The organism is Paenibacillus sp. LjRoot56, from assembly GCF_964253335.1.
Lineage (GTDB): Bacteria > Bacillota > Bacilli > Paenibacillales > NBRC-103111 > Paenibacillus_E > Paenibacillus_E allorhizoplanae.
The window spans coordinates 133,478-154,300 of the sequence record NZ_CAXURV020000002.1 but is presented as its reverse complement, the minus strand read 5'-3'; the positions used below and the strand labels follow the sequence as shown (position 1 = coordinate 154,300).

The following is a 20,823-nucleotide window of genomic DNA, read 5'->3' as shown; positions in this document are numbered from 1 at the left end:
CTCCAAAACGATGACTGTATTCTTACGAAACTCGAAATTCCCACAGAAATATAATAAATGTATATAAATGTAAATTCATCTATTTGCCAGTTCGAACTAAAAACAGGACTGGAGCGTTCCCCGCTCCAAGTCCACTCTTACCATTCTACTGAATACTTATATCATCAAAATATGTTGTATTCGTATTACCAGACCATAAATCTCCAATCGATATTCTTTTGAAGTTCGTTAAACCCGTCGGCGATGAAACCAATACGCCATCGATATACATATCTACTTTTGTACCAGACGTATAGTCCCACTTGAACTCATGCCAGCCTGTTGTTCTGGTTACAGTCGTTGCAGAATGTGTACCGCCTAACCGTACGGCATATTTTGTAGTTGAAGTCGGGGTATTGACCTCAATTCCCCGAATCGTTACATTGTCATCGACAAAACCTGCTACTTGCATGTTCGTTACGCTGGCATTGTCATAGAACCACATCGTAACCACTTTATTGTAGCTAGAGCTAAAATTTTGCTGAATAGCGTCCATATCCTCATTGACGATGTAGCTATTACTCCCAGAATGTTTCACGGTTGTACTCGTCGTTGGCGTCCCTTTCCCAGGTACAACTACCCAGTTGCCCAGTCCGCCTTCAAAACCGTCAAATGCGTACATGGATTGGTAAACGGTTGAATCGGGGATAAGTCCTGCATCATCCGCATAAGCCTCTCCCGAGCCTGATGTTTTCTTAAAATAAATCGTAGCACTCGTATTCGCTGCACCTGTCGTAAACGTGACCTTCACAAAGGTCCAAGTGGCACTGTTGGATGGCGTCGTTACATCAGATCCACCATAGTTTTTAACACCTAAAGCAGCCGTTTCACCCCCCGGTGTTCTCAGCCAACCTCCAGCAACATAACTCGTATTTGGTTGCAATCCTGTGATTGTCTGTTCAACCCCATCTACGCCACCGCTCAACTTGACGCCATACAATTGAGATCGCGAATGTCCTGCATTCGCTGCGAGTCCCCAATGATTTTCGTTGTATGCAACAGCGTTGCCAGCATCCGTAGCCACCCAACCCGAGAGGTTGCCCAGCTCAAATCCTGCGTTGGACACCCTATTCATGGTTGGTGTACTTGGAGTTGCATACGTCGGACTAGGCGGAGCCGCAAAATTATGACCAGCCGTCCAATTTGTGCCGCCGTACTCATATGCACCAATATCCGGGGCACTGCCTACATAGCCATCCGTAATGCCAGGTATGATAATACCCGCATCTCTGGCTGCTGAAGTCGAAAGCAACTGATAGTCACGAGCTGCTTCATTCACAAATCCCGGCGTCGTTGTCAGATTGCTTCCAATGGTCGTATAGGCTGTTGTTTCAGCATCATAGCCCTTCACAATGTTGTTAAAGATTCGGTCCCCATACATATCCGTGGTAAAAATATTCCCCCAAGCTTGAACCGTCCCTGCATTCGTCCATGAGGTATTATTGTAGACGAGGTTATATTCCGATGGGATATTCAACTGCAAACCGGCATTATTCCAAGTCACATTATGATGAATAATGAAATTGTTCGTGTAATTATCTAGGTAGATCCCCATGCCTAAACTGGCTGATTTAGCATCGTGTACCCAATTGTGATGAATCTCCGTATTCCCTCCATCTGTATTCGGTCCATAGAGCATCCCAAGGTCATTGGTCAGCCAGCCGGCATTATAGACATTGTTATATTGAATGTCATTTGCGCTCATACCCGCATAGAAGTAGATGGTAACCCTGCCTGAATCACTTACCGTATTGTGGCTAATCAAGCTATTTAACCCTTTCAGATTCACAAGTCCTTCCCAATCAGGTACATAACCCCCATCATGGATGTAGCTGTTAATCACGTGGTTCGAGGTGCCCTTTACCGTAACAAGACTGCCTGAGCTATAGGCAAGCTCACTGTCTCTAATTACATTATTGGTTCCGTCTAAAATGATGCCTAAATTCGTTTGCTCGTTCGCAATCGTATTGAGCTTATTATGTGAAATATATTTGCTTACGAGTCCTTGTAGCAAACAGTTATTCGTCGAACCATCCATTTGGATGGTCGAGGCAATCGTTTGAATGCCTTTAATATCTACGAAACCTTTACCGGATAGGTCGAAGGCAGTTGTTCTTTTTTTCGCTTCGACAGTTTGACTGGATGGACTTCCGCCACCTGGTGCCCATAAGTAGAGCATGGCGTTTGCCGAGTCGTACCACCACTCCTTCTCCACATCCAATGCACCTTTAATCCCAGACAAATAATATTTGTTGCCTGATGCTGGCACGTACGACGCTCCTGTCGACTTTAACGCACCAAAAGTCAGTTTCTTCGTAGTAGCATCAAAAGCTGTGATCGTTGATGTCATGGCAATCCATCCGCTTCCACTTGTCGTCCATAGGGTTGCTCCATTCCAGAACCCAGTGGCCCCAGGAAGATTCGTGTCGACGATGTGCGTTAAATCCGATCCAGACTGCATAGACGCACGGGTCGGCTGAAGCAAGGTGCCCGTTTGGTTGGGCCAACGTGCTTCATCCATCATTACTCCATTCACGAACACTTGGTTACCTGCTCCTAGGGTCCAATTCATTGGAGCTTTATATATATTCCCAGCATCAACAGTCCAACCGGAAACAACATCATTTCCACTTACGATAACAGTTTCACCTGAATAGTTCTGATAGGTAATCTTGTTTCCAGTTGTCCCTGAATTAGCTGGCGTAACGGTTTCTCGATACGTCCCTCCCCGAATATTGACGGTATCTCCTGCTTGCGCTGTGAGTGCAGCCTTCTGAATCGTAAGGAATGGCGTGCTTAACGATGTCCCATTATTGGAATCGCTTCCATTTGTAGCTACATAATAGGTCGTTCCTGCAGCATGTACCTCAGAAATAGGGACTGCCGTGACCATTGGAGAGATTAATAAGGCACTTAATACGCATTTCAATAATCGATTCTTCCATCTGATCTGGATTGAATTCATGTACACATGCTCCTTTTTGATTATTTTGAGTGTTCCATTGGTTTGAGACACAATCAAAATCTTCTTGAGACTGAGCAGCGATGACGATCCCTAACTGTTTCCTCCCTTCGTTACAACCGATTGCGATATTTGAAATAGGCAGCCTGTTCAACCATGTAAACAGGCTTACCTGTACCGCCGACTATTCACCAATTTCAAAACAAAACTCAGAAAGCATCTCTCGCTCCATCCTCGTACGATTCAATACGATTCGGTAGAATGGCGTTCCTATTTTATAATGAGAGTCCACTTTCATTTCTTCCATGTCCAATTCCCACTGCTCTGAATTGTAAAGCAATGTCACCTTATTCATCTGTATCCGGCCTGCACCGATGACTCTAGGTTGTACACAACTTATGAAAATCTCTTGGAATGACTCCGGCTTTGTATTACAAATGACGCGATCCCTGACGATCAACTGCGGGGCTTTATGCACCGAATGATCCCATAGAAATTCTCGAGTGAAAATGTCCAATGAAACGCAATCATAGGCTTTCGTCAAATCCATAACGACATGAACTTGATCATCTGAAATTTGACTGTGAAGAATTTCAGAACGATACGACTTCCCAAATCCCTGTCTGCAGCCATCCACAATCGGAACGGAATGTCCGTGAGAACCCGCATTGATCATCTCGTACCGATAGCTAGGTTGGAAATATTGTTTGGTATATACCCCAAGCCCTAGATCGGCCAACACATTGTCACCATCAACATGTAAAATAAAATGCCCAAGATCATTATGATTGTGAGGCTCTTCATTATGTCCACCTTTGGCAGCAAAAGCAGTCATCCCACCTTCAGCATCCTTAATTTTCGAAATCACCCATTGATTACCGATAAATACCTGCTCTTGAACCCTTTCTCCGTCATTAGCAGATATTAATGGTTCTGAGTCTAATGACCAAAGCATCAACCTTGTAACATCCAGCCAATTCCCTATAACTGGCTTCATGCGATAGTAGTCGGTCGGAAGCTCAAGCGTTGATACATATTGTTGCAATCGTTGAATAAGACCTGGATTCAAAGTGACTTCTTCTGGAGAATCGGAGAAATTGACAACCTTCCCACCCGATAACATACAGAATTGCGGAAATTGCGAGATGGCCTCGACCTTAGCGTCTGTGAGGAGTGCAATGCGTCCCTGTGTTCGCTCTTTCAACAATTCCGCGAAATACACAAAGTGTGAAAATCCAAATTGCCAATAAGCAGGTCCCTCTGGTGTTGCGCCTTGCTCGTCAAAGCCTGAGAAGTAATTCCGCAGCACCCCAATCACACGCCAGAGCATACCTGCCAGCTTCTCACTATCTTCGATCATATAGATCGCCGTTGCTCCGATACTTGAGGAGCAAACTGCCGGCCAGTTGTTCGTCTTCAGTTCCCAATTTTGCGGTGTAGGGTCATTGAAATAGACTTGAAATATGCGATTATCGATTTCTTCGTTCACACGATGAATGATCCACGGATGCAACCTGTCTTTCAGCAAATGAACGGTCTCCGCTAACGTAAATGCGGTCATTCCTGCATATAGATCTACCGTTTCTCTTGGCGGAAGAGGCTGATCCCAGATCCCATTCGGATAATCATTATGGTAAAGTCCAACATGCGCTGGTGAAACCCATGTATACTGGTTACATATATGCCAAATTGCGTTCTCTAATCCGGTCTTCCACTCCTGCTTTTCCTCTGTTAGGGCAAGCATGCTAAACATCGGGATGCCAACGAACAAGTCATCTTGCTGTTTCTGATAGATCGCCCTGTCACCTGTATCCCCGAACAAAGTGAACTCTGAAAATAATGGTGCACGTACGGGGTTTTCAAGTAAATGTGTCGCTTTCTCTTGCAATGTATGCCAGAATTCTGCGTAATTCACATCTTCTCTTATGCGTTTCCATTGCTCAGAGGAATGAGCTTCTGAATAAAGTGTTCGTGGTTGGCGCTGTGTTTCTTCCAAAGCATTCTTAAGCTGACGAAATGTTATATGCTCTAGCATCATTTTCATCCCTTCTTTTAACAAGTAAAGGGGGAACCACGAAATACTGGATCCCCCGCTATTCGTCAATCATTATTTCTGAGTCTTTCTCCACGCATCGACTTGCTTTTGAATTTCTGCCAACACTTTATCCTGACCTGCTGCTTTTCGTTTATCGGTGTAAAGCTTCATCATTTTGTCCGGATCATCAAGTCCGTTGATAAGAATTGGCTTAAACTCTGTTGTTACAGCGGTCAACTGAGCAAGTTCATTTTCCACATTCGTACGGTCAAATGTAAATCCAATTGCAGGATCAACCACAGAGGTATCATTCAGTTTCTTCGTTTGATCCCAAACATCATCCGGCTGTCCAGGTACAACAAAGCTATTGAATTCGTTACCGAATAACCAGCCAGGTACAGAGTAAGCATTTGGTTTCGGTTCAATGCGGTTGGCAGAAACCTTGGTATAATCCTGCCCCTCAAGTCCAAACTTCAGCAAGTTGAACAGCTCTTTATTGGTATCAATCAAGTTGATCAACATCATGGCGCGATCCGGGTTTTTCGAAGTCGTGCTTATGGCATTCAACGTACTCGTTACTGCAGATTTACTAATGACAGAAGGGCCGGTTGCGAAATTCACAACGTCAAATCCATACGAAGCTTTTAGTTCGGCGTCGACACCTGGTTTTTGACGACTGTATCTGCCAAATACTTTTCCAGCTTTGATTAAGGACAACTCGTCTTTCAGAGTAGCAACATCTTGCGGGAAAAAGCCTTTTTGGTACCAATCTCTCATCAGTTTAAATTGAGGTGCCAACTGTTCATATTGGTTAGTTACTTTCCATGTCTTGGTATCAACTACAAAAGTATCCACAACTAATGAAACGACATCATTATAAGCCACATTAATGCCGTTACCATCCCTAAGGGCAGAAATGCCTGGTTCTCCGTCTTTAATGGTTTGTAGAACGGGTGTCAAATCATTTAACGACTTCACTTTGGTCAAGTCAATTTTGTACTTATCTACAAGATCCTTCTTCAACCAAAATCCTGGCTGGTCGCCCATGATTTGGTTATTCGGAACACCATACGTTTTCCCATTGACCTTCACGGCATCCCAAATTTCCTTTTTAAACATGTTCGTCAAATCAGGATATTTTGCCAACAGATCGTCTAACGGAATATACGCTCCTTTACTGACGTTATTCACATAGTTATTTACCCAGCTTGCAGTGAAAGCGATATCATATTCCTCGCCAGAAGACATAACGAGCTGCATCTTTTTATCGTAGTCTGCTGGAGCGACATACTTGAATTCAACCGTTGCCTTAATTTTCTCATTAATAATTTCGTTCGCTTTTTGCATGACAGCAGCCCCGTTTTTAGGCTCTGCGGTTCTTAAATACCAAACTAACTTTACGGGCTTTAATTCTTCCGGTTTTTGAGACACTGTTGCTTGAGCTGTGCTGGTACTACTCGGTTTATCCGTACTGGTTGAACAACCTGCTAGAAGAGCCCCAATTGTTAGAATCGAAGTTAACGCTACAGTCATCTTTCTTTTTCTGTTTACCATGAACAACCCTCCATTATTATATGCTTATCTTAAACCTAGAATTTTGGGAATTCTAGTCTTAATTCATGTTCAGGGCTAACCTTTGACAGCGCCCACCGTTAATCCTTTGGCAAAATACTTTTGAAAGAATGGGAAAACAACCAGCATAGGTGCTATCGCTAACATACACATGGCCATCCTGGCTGATTCACTCGGTAATTTACTCAAGGCTGCCGCATCAACGATTCCACCATCTTGCATATTTTTCAAAATTTCTTGGATGTTACTTAACATAACCTGCAGCAAATATTGGAGCGGATACATCGATTGTTTAGTAATAAATAGAAGCGAAGCAAACCAAGAATTCCAGTAGACAAGTAACGTCAACAGCCCCACAGTTGCTAAAACGGGAGTTGAGAGTGGAATAATGATCGTTAGGTAAATTCGCATCTCGCTGGCACCATCGATTTTAGCTGATTCAACTAAGGAATCGGGCAACGCCTTGAAGAAAGTGCGCATCAAAAACATGTTCCAAATGTTTCCTAATAGCGGGAGAATCAATGCCCAATACGTATTTTGTACATGGAAAACTTTCGTCATTAATATATAGTAAGGAACAATTCCCCCACTGAATAATGTTGTAAAGAACAAATAAAAAGTGATGAACCTGCCATATTTAAAATCCGACCTAGACAACGCATAGGCACACATGGAAATGATGAGTACGGATGCAAATGTACCTACAGCAGCCATGATGATCGTAACTTTATAGGCATTAATAATGGTCATTGGATATTCCAAAATATAACGGTAAGCGCTAAAATCAAGATTTAAGGGAATCAATCGATAACCAAACTTCGATAAGTCTACTTCATTAGAAAGTGAAATTGATACGATTGCCAACAGTGGAATGACGAACAAAGCAGAAATAGCGATAAAAAATAGATGAATCGGCAACATAGATAACTGGTATTTCCTCAAACTAGCCATGTCCTCTCTTCCTCCTCCATTTCTCTAAAATAACGAGTTGTCTGCATTTATTCTACGCACCAATGCGTTCGTACCCACAACAAGCAGTAAACCTAGAACCGATTTCGTTAATCCTGCTGCGCTTGACATACCCACATTACCTGAATCCGTTAACGCTCTGAAAATATACGTGTCAATGACATCTGTCGAGCTGTATACAGTTGGCGAGTTCATTGGAAGCTGGTAGAACAAACCAAAATCAGCCGTAAAGATATGCCCAATCGCTAATATCGTAAGAATGGTCATGAGTGGATACAGAAACGGTACAGAGATTTTGGTAAGAATCTGCCACTTGCTAGCTCCATCCATCTTGGCTGCCTCATAATAGGTTGGATCAATACCAAGAAGTCCTGCATAATAAATGATGGCGCCTATCCCAACCTCTTTCCACATATTAGCTATTGGCATGATGTAGATCCAAGGTCCCGACTTATTGTACCAGTCTATGGTTCCTAAACCGAGATCAGCTAACCACTGATTTAACATCCCCGATCTTGGATTTAGAAAAGAGTAAGCCATATAGGCAACCACTACCCAAGATAAGAAATGAGGGTAGAACATGATCGATTGATACGTTTTGAGCAGCTTCTTACTTGTTATTTCATATAAAAGCAAGGCTACAAATACGGATCCTACTAAATTAAGAACAATAAACGCGGAATTGTATCCCAATGTGTTTCGAACAATTCGCCAGAGGTCGGGCGAGCCGAATAAAAACTTAAAATTGCTTAAACCCACCCATTCACTGCCCAAAATACCCTTGTTAAACTGGTACCTTTTGAATGCGACCATAGCTCCAAACATCGGTACATAACTAAAAATAGTTACATAAATCACGAGTGGTAATGTTAGAGCGAGCAACACTTTATTCTTCCGAAAATCCTTCCACTTTTGTCTTAGCTGCATGATGCCATGACCTCCTTCTGGGATTTATCGTAACAGATGATTTAGGAGGTAAGATAGGCACAAAAATGAAGAATCGGTTTAAAACCAGGGTTTAAATTATGTGAATGAGTTCAATTCGATGCAAAATAATTCCATATTCAATGCCTTTCATCTATAATAAAAAAGGACAGCACATGATTTTATCGAAAAGGTGGAATCGCAAGGTGACGAGATTTTTTCGAACGGGTCAGTTATATTTTTACAGCATGTTTACGAAAATTACATTCTTACTTACCCTAATCATGCTTGTGCTATTATTGTTTCTACATTTTAACTTTACGAGCTACAGCATTGGGCTGCTTAATTCGTCAAATCAGAAATTAATGAACCAGATCTATCAGAATGCTATGCAAATAAACAACTCTGTACGAACCTACTCGAATGCGATTTTCAATAATCCCAATACCGCAAAATTAATGTATGGCGAAGACATTTCCATATTGGATGAACTGAACAGCATTAAGACGATTGATCTCTCGTTAGGAAGTGCGCCATTCATCTATTCCGCTTATGTGTATAACGGGAAGACGAACACCTATTATGCCATTGGACCGAACACTGTCACTCGGAAAAATCAGTTTTATGACACGGAATTGGTTCAAATGTTTAAAGATCCCAAGCTATTACTGTCTCATACACCTATTCCAAGAAAAATCCCAGTATCAGAATTAGATCCTACGAAATTCGAGAATGTATTTTCCTACATCCTGCCTGAGTATTTTCCTGATAAACAGTTGAAAAATGCACTCGTTATCAATGTCCGAATGAATTGGATTTTCAATTCTCTTGCGTCCTATCAGGAATCTGATTCATTAACAGGCAATAATATCTTGATTATGGATCACAACGGGAACGTCATTGCCAATTCGGATCAAGAAAAAGACCTATTTCTAAGCAGTTTGTCCAATGAGCCTTTCGTTTCTCACGTATTACAATTCACTAACCAATCTGGTGTTTTCACAGCTGACTTCAGAGGGACCTCCTCGATCATTACTTATACGTCATATGAGACATCGCCATGGATCTTGGTTAACATCACACCTTACAAATATATTGCTGGAACCGTGAGTAAGGTGAAAGCGATTACAGTGACGATAGGACTTGTTATGCTCATCATCTGTCTCATTACAGGATTTTTACTATCCAAGAATTTGTATAATCCTGTGCGAAATTTAAGAAAAATAATCGGACGTCTGAACCACGCACAGGAGCCAAAACAGGATCATCACAATGAATTCGAGTACATCACTGATTCCATTGAGTCCACTCACTATCAACTAAACTCCCTTGAAGATTTCCGTAAGACCAATCTGTTCACGTTGAAACAGACGTATTTGAAAGATCTTCTCTTGAGTAAACATGTAAAAGAAGTCGATTATGAAGCGTTTTTCAAACAGCATAATGTTCATTTTGATCCAAGAAGCTCCATTGCCCTTATTCTCTTCAAAACAGATCATTATGCGGCTTTTCATGCGAACTATAGCTCGAAGGATCAATCCTTATTACGATACTCGCTTCTTAATATAGCGAATGAAATCGTGCATCCTTCCTATCCATGCGAGTCCATCGATGCAGGTAGAGATCATGTGGTTACCTTATTTAATATGGAGGTATTTGGTGATCATGAGCCTGGTTCCACAGATCAGATTGAGCGCTTGAAGAGCTTAGTTCAAGAAATTCAGCAAGTGTACGCCAAATACTGTTCGATTAGCGTTTCAGCCTTTATTAGCGAACCCGTAACTTCCATTAAGGATGTCCGAGCCCTGTACGAGAGAACATTGGAGCTTTCCCATTATCGAATTAAATATGGCCATGGTTGCCTGCTCACCCAACAAACGATAAATAAGGTGAATTGGTCCGATTTTAATATCAATACGGCTTCTGTGCAGCAATTTCTAGACTGTATTCAGAAAGCCAAATTAGAAGAAGCCAAAACAGCCTACTGGAATTTGATGCAAGAATTAACAGATTGCAGCTTCAATATCATCATGTTTACCTTATCGTATTTGTCCTCCAGCATCTTCAACCTGGTTAATCTCATGGAGCGAAATGGGACGATTTCCTTTGGTCTAGACTTCGTTTCTTTTGACAATACAATGAAATCAATGGAAGTATTCGACGAGATCAATAACGAGTTCATTACCCTTATATCCGCGATTGTTGGGAAAATTGAACAAAACCGAAGCGAGAAATCAGATATCGTGGTTTCCAACGCAATCCGCTTCATCGACTCCCATTATATGGATACAACCCTAACGTCCAATCGAGTAGCAGACCAGTTTAAATTAACGCCGGCTTATTTAGGCAAGCTCTTCCGTGAGCATTCTTCACGATCGATCGCTGACTACATATCTGAAACTCGACTAGTGAAAGCATCTGAATTGCTCAAGGACTCGTCATATAACGTAGATGAAATTATCGAAAAAATAGGTTGGGAAAATAAAAAGCATTTCTTCACCTTATTTAAAAAGCGGTTTGGCACTACCCCCACCGAATATCGGCTTAAATCCAGAGTGAGTGATATTCAGGAGATCTCACCGTAAATAAAAGCGGCCATTCTCCACTTGGAGAAGGCCGCTTTTGGTGTTCGAATTACTGAACTATACTAACTTCAATATCTTGTTCTTATCTCAAAAGGCATACGTCTAATTCCTACCAGAAGGTGTCGTGTACGCCGCGCAGTTTGCAAACTGCCTCTGCGAAGAAGAAGTCCCCATAGATCATCGGTACATTCACATGGGCATTCCGAGGCCGATTAGCGGTTCCCAATCTCAGAATGGCTTCCTCGTTCGGATCATCCCACGCCGTATAATTTTCGTTTAATTTATAAATTAATTTCTCAGCCGCACGGCGATAGAACTCAGCTTCACGATCAGGTACCAGCAAACTCAATTCTAACATGCCCGTAGCTGCGCAAGCTGTCGAGCTCGAGTCCATTGCCATTCCTTCTTCCCATGGTGCTCGGAAGTCAAAGGGAGGTAACCCATCTTCAGGTACATTCGCTAGGAAGAAATGTGCTGCACGTTTAGCTGCATCGATATAGCGTTGATCTCCTGTATAGCGTGCGCTTAGGGCCATACCATATAAAGACCATGCCGTGCCTCGCGCCCAAGCAGAATCAGGCGCATAACCTTGCCCGCCAAGGGCCTCTAGTCTCTCGCCCGTTTCGGGGTCAAAACACACGATATGGTAAGTCGATCCATCTGGGCGAAGAAACTCACGCAACGTTGTATCCGCATGTAAAACTGCCACATGCTTGAAACGAGGATCTCCTGTTTCTTGGCTAGCCCAATACAGCAGCGGTAAATTCATCATGCAGTCAATAATCGCCCAACCAACTCGCTCAGGCTGGTTCCAAGCACGAATGAAACCGCCTTTCACATTCAAACGACCAACGAGATGACTAGCTACCGTCAATGCCCTCCGCTTCGAATCTTCATTGCCGAACAGCTTGTATTGGGCCACGGAAGAGGGGCTCCACATAAAGCCAACATCATGGTGCAGTGGATAAAAGTCGGCAATCACCGTGTCCATTTTAACTTCAATCTGAGCAGCTGTTTCTTTGAGGCTTTCATTCTTGGTCTCACGATATACCATCCAAAGAAGACCTGGCCAGAAGCCATTCGTCCACCAATCAGCCGCTTCTCTGTTGTACTTGCCATTCTCCGAAATGTAGGGGAATTCAGCGCCAATAGACGCATTCATGTGTTCAACTTTGTTTACAATTTGATTCCAAACCTTATCTAACCATCGCGCATGCACGGCTTCCGCTTTCATATTTGTTTCTAACTTAGACATGGGCTTAGTTCTCCTTTTACCACTGTAGTGGCTGACCTGGGAATAAAGACAGCAAGCGATCTAATTCATGTTGCAGGATACCTACGCCATCGCAAAAACTGGCATTTAGTCCTAGCGATCGCAAGGAAGTAGTTCCAGTTAACGTTACCGTAATGTCAGGGCTAGCAAGGCTGAAGCGCATCGCAGGCTCAATTAATCCTTTCGGTTCTGACTTACGAAGGAAAGCTAACTGATCGATTCGTTGCTGCGCTTCGTTATATAAAGGCGAATCTGTCTTGATGAATGGCGCTGGCGCTTCTGCCAGAAGACCCATGCCGAGCACGCTGCCGTTAATAACGGCGACATTATGCTGTTTCGCCGTCGGTAGAAGCTCATCCATAGCCGTATAGTCGATCAACATATAACGGCAGAAGGTTTGCACGGAATCGATGTGGCCAGATCGAATAAATGGCAGCAACAGCGACGGATTGAAAGCATTAACTCCGATAGCCCGCACTTTGCCCTGCTCCTTCAACTTCAGAAAAGCCGGGATAGTTTCGTTCATCCCCATTTCTGCATTCAACTCTGAAAGCTCGTGCATCTGAATAAGATCGACATAATCCGTCCCTAATCGCTTCAGACTATCTTCCACAGACTGAATGGTATTCTCGTATGTATAAGGAGTACCTCGCATAACCGCCTTCGTCGCTAGAAAAATTTCTTCTCTCTTGCCCTGAATCGCCTTCCCAATTCGTCTTTCACTTTCACCTGCACCATATAAAGGTGCTGTATCGATGAAATTGATTCCTAATTCCAAAGCCCGACCGATTACTTCAATGACTTGTTCATCCGTAACCGGACCGAAATCTCCACCAAGCGGAGCGCCTCCAAGTCCAAGCTTTGAAACCCGCATTCCTGTTCTGCCAAATGACGTGTATTCCAATATAATCACATCCTTTTTTCATGATTGTTCGAACTTACAATGTCTTCATTATATGAAATCTGCCCGTGTCAAAGTTATTCTCATTCGCATATAATTGTTGTTTTTTTGTCATATTTTCATAGATCATGTTACACTAAGTTCGCTGGACAATTCTATGCGATGACGGGGGAAACATCGAATGAAATTATTGGAAGATGTTGAATTACATGAAACTCCCTTTCGCTTCAGTTATCGCAAATTTACAACTGATTTATATAAAGGATTTCACCATTGTCATCAAGGAATGGAACTATTATTCGTTCATCAAGGCACCGGTCAAATCGTGGTAAATCGCCAAGTATATCCGATTAAATCGGGTACATTCCTCTACCTGCAACCCTATCAACTGCATAACATACAGGTTCATGTACAACCAGACTCACCATTTGAGCGCACGATTGTCACATTAGAGCCTTCGATATTTGAACACTATTTCTCTTCATTCCCCCACTTAGAGCGTTATTTTCAGCACCTGTGGAAAAATGAAGTCCAAGAACAGGTTCTCCAAAATGTTGACCAAACGCGGTTCATCTGTGAGTTATTCTTGCATTACAAAACTAATTTCGCCAATTATCAGGAGCATGAAAAACAACATAACTTCGCTTTAATGCTTCTGCAAATATTTCATTTTCTCTATGCTAAAGGATTTGGTAATCCCGTTGAAAATAACTTACATCCGCAAAGACAGCTTCGCTATTCAGAAAAAGTAATGAATTGGCTGGAAGAACATTATTCCGATGATCTATCCCTTGATACCTTAGCAGAGCATTTGCATATATCCAAGTATTATGTGTCTCGCATTTTCAAACAAGAAACCGGCTCAAGTCTAATGGCATATATCCTTGCAAGACGAATACGGCAAGCTTGTCTACTCTTACATATTACCAACAAAGGGGTAGAACAGATCAGTATTGAAGTAGGCATGAATAATTTCCCTTACTTTTGTCAAGCTTTCAAAAAGCTTGTGGGTACAACGCCAATGAAATATAGAAACAAAACAGCAACAAAATTGACATAAGATAAAATAACCGGTCAATATACAGAACAACCTCACTTCAATTGAAGTGAGGTTGTTTGTTGAGACTTAAATTATTTATTAGCCACCAGAATTATTATTTGCATCATCAATATCGTTATTGCTGCTGTTTTTATTATTGTTACTTGGCTTTTGGTTTTTTTGCTTTGCTGATTTTACGCTCTTTTTCTGGTTCGTCATGACTTTAGCCCACCCATCTTGAGTAATTTGAAACACAGATATTATATGTTTTTAGAATTAATTTACACCATCCATATAGTGGTCGTTATTTCGCGCAATATTAAACCTGAATGATAATTGGCAATATCATTGGCCTTCTTTTGGTCTGGGTATATAAATATTTGCCAATCGCTTCTTTTAGAGCTTGCTTATAAAGCCCCCATTGATTCGTTTTCGCATCTTGTAGTTGTGTGATTGTAGTTAATGCAATCCGGTGTACATCCTCCATCAATCCCTCGGATTCTTTAACATAGACGAATCCACGGGATATGATATCTGGCCCCGATACAACTTTCCCATCCGACTTACTCAGGGTAAGCACAAAAATTAATATCCCGTCTTCAGATAAAACTTTTCGATCTCGCAACACAATATGACCTACATCTCCAATACCAAGCCCATCAACTAATGTATTTCCATTTGGAACATGACGCTCTTTACGAGCTTTGGAGTCTATAAAGTCTACAACCTCACCGTTATTGATTATAAAAATGTTATCAGAATCTACACCAACTGCTTCAGCTAATAAACGGTGCTGATGAAGCATTCGGTATTCCCCATGTATAGGGATAAAGTATTTTGGCTTCATCAATGTCAGCATTAGCTTTAATTCTTCTTGACTTGCATGACCAGATACATGCATTCCTGTTACGGATCCAGATCCGTAGATGACTTTAACCCCTCTTGCAAACAAGTTATCTACAATGCGCGCTACGTTTCTTTCGTTACCAGGAATTGGCGTTGCCGCAAGTATAACTGTATCACCTGGGGAAACTTCGACTTGACGGTGTGTACCGCTGGCCAAGCGGGCTAATGCTGCCATGGGTTCCCCTTGACTTCCCGTACAGAGGATGACGAGCTCATCTGGAGAATACCGATTCACATCTTGAGCTTCAATTAACATATCAGGGGGCATTCTCAAGTACCCTAGGGATACAGCTATGTCTACGACATTGACCATGCTTCTTCCTAATAGACCGATTTTACGGTTCGTTTTCTCTGCTGCGACAATGACTTGCTGTAACCTGTTGACGTTAGATGCGAAGGTCGATAAAAATATTTTTCCAGTAGCCTTTGCAAATGCTTCCTCAATATGATCGCCAACAAAGCGTTCAGAAGGTGTGAATCCTGGCCGCTCAGCATTCGTACTTTCGGAAAGTAGAGCAAGTACACCATTTTGGCCAATAGCTGCCATTTTATGTATATCCGCATATTGTTCGTTTACCGGTGTTAAATCAAATTTGAAGTCTCCAGTATGCACGACAGTCCCTTGCGGGGTATCGAAGACGATACCTAGGCAATCAGGAATGCTATGGTTCGTTCGAAAAAAGCTTAGTGGAATCACCCCTAAAATAAGGCTAGAATTTGCATCAATCTCATGCAAAGTAGTCGTGTTAAGAAGACCATGTTCTTTAAGTTTCCCCTTTATGAGGCCAAGGGTAAGTCGTGTAGCATAAATTGGCATGTTCAACTGTTTGATTATATAGGGAATACCACCAATATGATCCTCGTGTCCATGAGTTATAACCAACCCCCTTACTTTATCTCTATTTTCAAATAAGTAGGAGATATCAGGGATAATTAGATCTATTCCCAACAGGCTTTCATCTGGAAATTTGGACCCACAGTCGATAATGACGATATCATCGTTATATTGAATAACGTACATATTTTTGCCAATTTCATTTACACCACCGAGGGCAATGATGGAAAGCTTATCCTGGTTTGAGCCCAATATAAAGACCTCCATAGCTTGTACGATTAAATTTTAGGTAAATTTCGACGCTTAACAATGGTACATATAAAACATTTCGCTTTTTTTCCTTTTAACAATTGCTCATTCTCGCAAAGTAAACAACGCATGTGATCACCTCTGTTGTATTGTGTCCAAAAGAAATAATCAAAAATTCACTTTACAGTTACTTTATTCTATATCTAGTTATAACTATCTGTCCCGACCATGGACGTTCTGTCTAAAATGTACGGGTAAATACCCATTAATTCACAGGATAAAAGCAGGTTGAATCCTTATAATAATGTAGGCTTCTACGGCCAAGATAGATAATCTAGGAGGGACTATTCAAATGAATCAATTCGGACAGCAAAGCCTAAACAATGCATCTCAATCGTCTTATACAAACGGATACGCTAATTCTTATACTGCGCAGGACCCGGTCATTTCTCATTACGGCGGCTATCAAACTCAACATACACAGGACAACGCATTTACACAGAATGCTTCACAACCAGTCATTTCTCATTTTGGAGGTTACCAAGCTCAAAATCGGGAGCAGAGCGGACAGCCTTACCATCTTTCTCAAATGAATGCTTTCTCTCAAAGCGCTTCACAGCCTGTCATTTCTCACTTTGGCGGTTATCAGGCACTGAATTCCCAGCACAACATGCAGCCTAGCCATGCATCCCAAATAAATGCTTACTCTCAAAGCACATCACAGCCGGTTATTTCTCACTTTGGAGGCTACCAGGCACAAAGTTCCCAACACAACATGCAGCCTAGCCATGCATCCCAAATAAATGCTTACTCTCAAAGCGCTTCACAGCCTGTCATTTCTCATTACGGCGGCTACCAAGCACAGAATTCCCAGCACGGCATGCACCCTAACCAAGTATCCCAAATGAATGCTTACTCTCAAAACGCCTCACAACCGGTCATTTCTCATTACGGTGGCTACCAGGCACAAAATTCCCAGAACAGCATGCAGCCTAACCATGCATCTCAAATGAATGCTTATTCTCAAAACGCCTCTCAGCCGGTCATTTCTCATTACGGCGGCTATCAGGCACAGAATTCCCAGAACAGCGGATATCCACAACAAGGATCCATACAGTCATCACAACCGGTCATCGCGCATTACGGGTATAGCAGTAACTAATTTAGTCGAATAGTAAATTGAGGACCTTCACCTCTAGTGTTAAGGGAGATGAAAGTCCTCTTTATTCTGTGCCAATAACTCCCCCATTAGAAATGGCCACTGTTGAACATCCTAACTAGTGTTGTCAAATAAAGAGTTGAGAGGAGATAGGGACATTATGAAAAAGGTTCAAACTCTTACGTTTGCTATTTTATTAACATCAGCATTAAGTTTTGGAACAGTTGGAGCACATGAAAATGCAGGTGTTGGAATGAATTCTTCAACAGGTTCAACAAGTATAAATACAAATAATAATGTGAATAATTACAGTCATTATGGAACAAATACAGGAACGATTAGTTCACCTCCTGTGTCTCCCAGTACTAAGCTAAATCAAACCAATTACGGAACTGGGCTAAATTCCTACTCTACTAATTCAAATTCTATTCGCGCATATGATACTGCAAATTCGGGATCGAATGCTTCGAACTGGGGCTGGCTTGGATTGCTTGGTCTGATTGGCCTAGCTGGAATGAGATCAAGAAATAACGTTGGAGAAAGATAAGCTAGTTGGTCAAGATTCACAGATCCTGAAATTTCAGCCAACATATATCTAAAACAGCGGAGCTCGGATCCCTTAACATCAGTGGGATCCTGCTCACTTTTTTAAACTATGAAAATAACTTGGATTCAATCGATGGCTAATGACAGGAACCGCATGGCACCAAATGTCACTTACGGAGCTTTATTACAAGCGGATGTGTCGTATCTAGCGTATACCCACCAGCAAAATGTATCTCATTACCTTCGATTGTGTACGCCAAGTTTTCGCCATTATATTGAATTTGTTCAATAGCAATGAGTTGCTCTATGGGAAGTTTAAATTTCTTTAAGTAGAGTTGCCCTCCTAAAATTTGAAGGCGTATTTGCTCCTCACGTTTCTCGAAGGTCCCCCAGCCTGCATCGAGTGACCAGAAGGTACGGAATATCCCCTCTTCGAATTGTACGGGTTTGAAACCAATCATACCTGTAACCATATTGTACTCAAATCCGCTGAAAGCCTGCAGCAAGGAGTAACTGGCCATCGATCTGGCGTAGTTGCTGCCGCACTCGATCTCGTTCCAAGGATTGCGCTTTTCGCCGTCGTAACGATCACGAATTGCTTGAACGATGGACATCCCCTCATCAATGAATCCTTCTTGAATCATGTGCGAGGCTGCTTGATATTCAAAACCCGTCATTGTTTCCGTATTGTACGTCAATGGAATCGCTAGTTTGCTTACTCCTTCGGGCCATGTGCAGATCACAAGTCCCCCCTCATCACCCAGCGAGTACAACCTCCAGGTATTAGCCTCGTGTCTCATGCTGGTTTTAAAATTATACTTATACAATGACTGCAAGGCGGTACGAGTTTGGCCTTTATCAAAAATCTCGCCTAACCCCGATAAATTAGCATGCCACTGCGCAATGACCTGGTCGATCACACAGCCTTCGGCAACCTGATATTTGATTTCCCCTAATTCCACATTCCAATAGTGAAGAACCGTTTCCTCGTCGAATTGATCTAGCAAGGATTTATCCGATAAATCCACTCGTTGAACGTAATACTGGCCATTGAATAGGTGCTCATCTACCCACTGTTTACCGGTTTGAAACAAGTTGCTGAATTCCTCTGATGTCTTCTGATCGCCTAAGAACTCAGCCATTTCGGCTCCCGCTTTGAGCGCAGCCAAATAAAATCCGCTCAACCAGGAGTTTGGACCGTAAAGCTCCATATCCAACGTATGGTGTTGTCTGCCTACAAGAACTCCTCTCTTTTCGGTGTCCCACTTGTCCTCATTGGTGTCAGACCAAGCGTATTCAATCGATTGCTTGATGGCGGGCCAGACAGATCGCAACCACTCCGTATCTCCTGAGATTTTCCAATCGCGATAAGCTTTCATAACACCGCCGAATTGTCCGTCCGCACAGGCGCGGAAGTCCATCCTCTCGCGACCTAGCGGGAGCATCAAGCGGAATGACATTCGGCCATCCTCGCGTTTGTTGTACGTGAAATCTAGATCCCTCATGCTGCGTTCCAGCCTCGGAAACAAAAACGGCAATGCGTAAGCGTAATTCCACACATGTGTACAAGATCCTTCGCAACATCCGGTGTCCTCGATGACACCTTCAAATCCATAAAAAGAACCATCGGTTAGACGTAAGCTAGTCGCCGATTTAAGGACAGATAAGTTCGCGGAAACCGCGTCTTTGACAACGTCAGGGACGGTGGAAGAAAACAGAGCTTCTTTAAATTTAAGTGTCTCTCCGAATAAACGCTTCCAATGTTTAAAAGCATACTTCGCGCTTGCCCGAGAATCTTCAAATAGGGTCGCATAGTAATTTCGCCAGACATTAGGACCATCTGGATTCGGATTCCAATAATTGTTCACATTCGGGAAGCTCCAACTAATTGTGAATCTGATCTTTTTCTTCTCGCCAGGCATCAACTCCGTATGCGCAGCCAGCGAGGCCGTATCTCTCCTGCGCACGGGTGGCTCATCTTCGCGATACTGCCTGTTGTTCAAGTGCCCAGGGTGCGTGAAGTCATGCCAGAACATCTCAAGATTATCGCACCACCCGCCACGGTACCAGAATTCTTGGTAGCTAATATCTGCCGCATCTGTGGCAATCGTTATATCGCCAAAAAAAGGATCTTCACTGTCAAACTGATTCGATCCTAACAGGATCGAATGGACGCCATCGCTTTCACTGTACTGGTGAACAACCTTCTCTGTTGGAATCGGATTGCCGGCAGACAGACATAACGTATAGGTGAGCGGCACTTCTTCCGTATTTTCCAGCTCCCACTCGAAAAAGGCAGCGGGTATACTGGAATCATCCTCTTGAAGGGGGATAAATGGATTAAAAGCTACTAATTCAATACGTCCTGGGAACCTTGATTCCGCGAACGACATTTCAGCAAATGGGAATTCTCCCCTGAACTCAACTTCTTCGAAATGCGGCATGCCTGCCATTGTCTGGCTCTCCGGTCCGAAGCCATATCCGCTATGTAAAGGAGCGTTTCGAACGTGTTCGCCAACGTAGGATGCTTGCAAATCTCCGTTTATCACGCGTGCATCCAGAATTCCCCCCTGACTTTCTGCTTTTATTGCAAAGTGGCTAAAACCGTTGAAGCTCTTTTTGTTTGGGCGATTAAAAATTTCCCAGTCCACCAATCTACCATTCCCCGACAAGCCTATACATCCGCTTCCTATTCCACCTATTGGAAAGCTGATTTCTCTGGTTTTGGCGCCCTTATAACCATTTCTCATGTATTTCCTCCACCTGTAAAATGTTATACTTAGGTCATCTACTCCCTTAATCATAATGGAAAAACCGACTAAATTCTTT

At 42.6% G+C, this 20,823-nt stretch carries 13 protein-coding genes; 4 read left to right on the top strand and 9 right to left on the bottom strand.

All coding sequences use genetic code 11. The features are described 5' to 3' along the window. Window positions 1-145: 145 nt before the first annotated feature. From ACSQ8O_RS13635 to ACSQ8O_RS13615, 5 genes are all read right to left on the bottom strand, one after another. Window positions 146-3,004, bottom strand: coding sequence for a carbohydrate binding domain-containing protein (locus ACSQ8O_RS13635; RefSeq protein ID WP_436242102.1), 2,859 nt, complete (start codon window positions 3,002-3,004; stop codon window positions 146-148). A 181-nt stretch (window positions 3,005-3,185) separates the two neighbouring features. After that, a complete protein-coding gene (locus ACSQ8O_RS13630; protein WP_436242101.1) occupies window positions 3,186-5,039 on the bottom strand; it encodes a hypothetical protein in 1,854 nt (617 codons plus the stop codon). Between the two features lie 69 nt (window positions 5,040-5,108). After that, window positions 5,109-6,590 carry an ABC transporter substrate-binding protein gene (locus tag ACSQ8O_RS13625; RefSeq protein WP_436242100.1) on the bottom strand — a complete coding sequence of 494 codons (1,482 nt, stop codon included), beginning with the start codon at window positions 6,588-6,590 and terminating at the stop codon, window positions 5,109-5,111. Window positions 6,591-6,665: 75 nt separating this feature from the next. Continuing rightward, entirely contained in the window at window positions 6,666-7,559 is an 894-nt protein-coding gene (locus ACSQ8O_RS13620; RefSeq protein ID WP_436242099.1) for a carbohydrate ABC transporter permease, read from the bottom strand. A gap of 24 nt (window positions 7,560-7,583) precedes the next feature. Then, window positions 7,584-8,504, bottom strand: a complete 921-nt coding sequence (locus ACSQ8O_RS13615) for an ABC transporter permease (RefSeq protein ID WP_436242098.1) — start codon at window positions 8,502-8,504, stop codon at window positions 7,584-7,586. A 203-nt stretch (window positions 8,505-8,707) separates the two neighbouring features. Here ACSQ8O_RS13615 and ACSQ8O_RS13610 point away from each other — a divergent pair, with 203 nt between their 5' ends. Beyond that, entirely contained in the window at window positions 8,708-11,086 is a 2,379-nt protein-coding gene (locus tag ACSQ8O_RS13610) for an AraC family transcriptional regulator (protein WP_436242097.1), read from the top strand. Window positions 11,087-11,195: 109 nt separating this feature from the next. Here the strand turns inward: ACSQ8O_RS13610 and ACSQ8O_RS13605 are convergent, their stop codons facing one another. Next, complete coding sequence (locus tag ACSQ8O_RS13605; protein WP_436242096.1) at window positions 11,196-12,341, bottom strand: glycoside hydrolase family 88 protein; 1,146 nt, start codon at window positions 12,339-12,341, stop codon at window positions 11,196-11,198. A 16-nt stretch (window positions 12,342-12,357) separates the two neighbouring features. Further along, on the bottom strand, window positions 12,358-13,263 hold the full coding sequence (locus ACSQ8O_RS13600) for an aldo/keto reductase (protein WP_436242095.1): 906 nt from the start codon (window positions 13,261-13,263) through the stop codon (window positions 12,358-12,360). A 178-nt stretch (window positions 13,264-13,441) separates the two neighbouring features. Between ACSQ8O_RS13600 and ACSQ8O_RS13595 the strand changes: the two genes are divergently transcribed. Further along, window positions 13,442-14,320 carry a helix-turn-helix domain-containing protein gene (locus ACSQ8O_RS13595; protein WP_436242094.1) on the top strand — a complete coding sequence of 293 codons (879 nt, stop codon included), beginning with the start codon at window positions 13,442-13,444 and terminating at the stop codon, window positions 14,318-14,320. A 298-nt stretch (window positions 14,321-14,618) separates the two neighbouring features. Here the strand turns inward: ACSQ8O_RS13595 and ACSQ8O_RS13590 are convergent, their stop codons facing one another. Then, entirely contained in the window at window positions 14,619-16,292 is a 1,674-nt protein-coding gene (locus tag ACSQ8O_RS13590; RefSeq protein WP_436242093.1) for a ribonuclease J, read from the bottom strand. 349 nt (window positions 16,293-16,641) lie between these two features. Between ACSQ8O_RS13590 and ACSQ8O_RS13585 the strand changes: the two genes are divergently transcribed. After that, window positions 16,642-17,451, top strand: coding sequence for a hypothetical protein (locus ACSQ8O_RS13585; protein ID WP_436242092.1), 810 nt, complete (start codon window positions 16,642-16,644; stop codon window positions 17,449-17,451). Between the two features lie 157 nt (window positions 17,452-17,608). Beyond that, entirely contained in the window at window positions 17,609-17,995 is a 387-nt protein-coding gene (locus ACSQ8O_RS13580; protein ID WP_436242091.1) for a WGxxGxxG family protein, read from the top strand. A gap of 166 nt (window positions 17,996-18,161) precedes the next feature. Here ACSQ8O_RS13580 and ACSQ8O_RS13575 read toward each other — a convergent pair whose 3' ends face one another. Continuing rightward, entirely contained in the window at window positions 18,162-20,744 is a 2,583-nt protein-coding gene (locus tag ACSQ8O_RS13575; protein WP_436242090.1) for a GH116 family glycosyl-hydrolase, read from the bottom strand. Window positions 20,745-20,823 lie beyond the last annotated feature (79 nt).

Bases quoted from the DNA above. Each gene is read 5' to 3' on its own strand.
- ACSQ8O_RS13580 (WP_436242091.1), top strand. From the start codon at position 17,609: ATGAAAAAGGTTCAAACTCTTACGTTTGCTATTTTATTAACATCAGCA.
- ACSQ8O_RS13575 (WP_436242090.1), bottom strand. From the start codon at position 20,744: ATGAGAAATGGTTATAAGGGCGCCAAAACCAGAGAAATCAGCTTTCCA.
- ACSQ8O_RS13635 (WP_436242102.1), bottom strand. From the start codon at position 3,004: ATGAATTCAATCCAGATCAGATGGAAGAATCGATTATTGAAATGCGTA.
- ACSQ8O_RS13630 (WP_436242101.1), bottom strand. From the start codon at position 5,039: ATGATGCTAGAGCATATAACATTTCGTCAGCTTAAGAATGCTTTGGAA.
- ACSQ8O_RS13615 (WP_436242098.1), bottom strand. From the start codon at position 8,504: ATGCAGCTAAGACAAAAGTGGAAGGATTTTCGGAAGAATAAAGTGTTG.
- ACSQ8O_RS13595 (WP_436242094.1), top strand. From the start codon at position 13,442: ATGAAATTATTGGAAGATGTTGAATTACATGAAACTCCCTTTCGCTTC.
- ACSQ8O_RS13605 (WP_436242096.1), bottom strand. From the start codon at position 12,341: ATGTCTAAGTTAGAAACAAATATGAAAGCGGAAGCCGTGCATGCGCGA.
- ACSQ8O_RS13585 (WP_436242092.1), top strand. From the start codon at position 16,642: ATGAATCAATTCGGACAGCAAAGCCTAAACAATGCATCTCAATCGTCT.
- ACSQ8O_RS13620 (WP_436242099.1), bottom strand. From the start codon at position 7,559: ATGGCTAGTTTGAGGAAATACCAGTTATCTATGTTGCCGATTCATCTA.
- ACSQ8O_RS13625 (WP_436242100.1), bottom strand. From the start codon at position 6,590: ATGGTAAACAGAAAAAGAAAGATGACTGTAGCGTTAACTTCGATTCTA.